1 protein-coding gene is annotated in these 301 nt (G+C 64.5%); it reads right to left on the reverse strand.

The window, feature by feature from the left end; genetic code table 11:
- Window positions 1-131: 131 nt before the first annotated feature.
- Window positions 132-301, reverse strand: a 170-nt coding sequence (locus AOK18_RS34470) for a TerD family protein (RefSeq protein WP_240503233.1), incomplete at its 5' end; no start/stop codon positions are given.

A 301-nucleotide genomic window follows, 5' to 3' on the forward strand; every position in this document is an offset into this window, starting at 1 on the left:
GCGACCAGGCCGAGCGCGGTGACCGCGAACGACCAGCCGAAGGTTTTCAGAACCACTGGCTACCCCATCATGTGTGGGGGACTCCCCCGGACGATGTCCGGAGGAGACTCTCCCCGCTGCCGTAGTCGGCTTTACGAAACATTGACTCCGAAGTCTAGGGCGATGCCCCGCAGCCCGGACGCGTACCCCTGACCCACCGCCCTGAACTTCCACTCCCCCTGATAGCGGTAGAGCTCACCGAAGATCATCGCGGTTTCCGTGGAGGCGTCCTCCGAGAGGTCGTAGCGGGCGAGTTCCTGGC

Origin of the sequence: Streptomyces prasinopilosus, from assembly GCF_001419695.1 — a bacterium.
GTDB lineage: Bacteria > Actinomycetota > Actinomycetes > Streptomycetales > Streptomycetaceae > Streptomyces > Streptomyces prasinopilosus.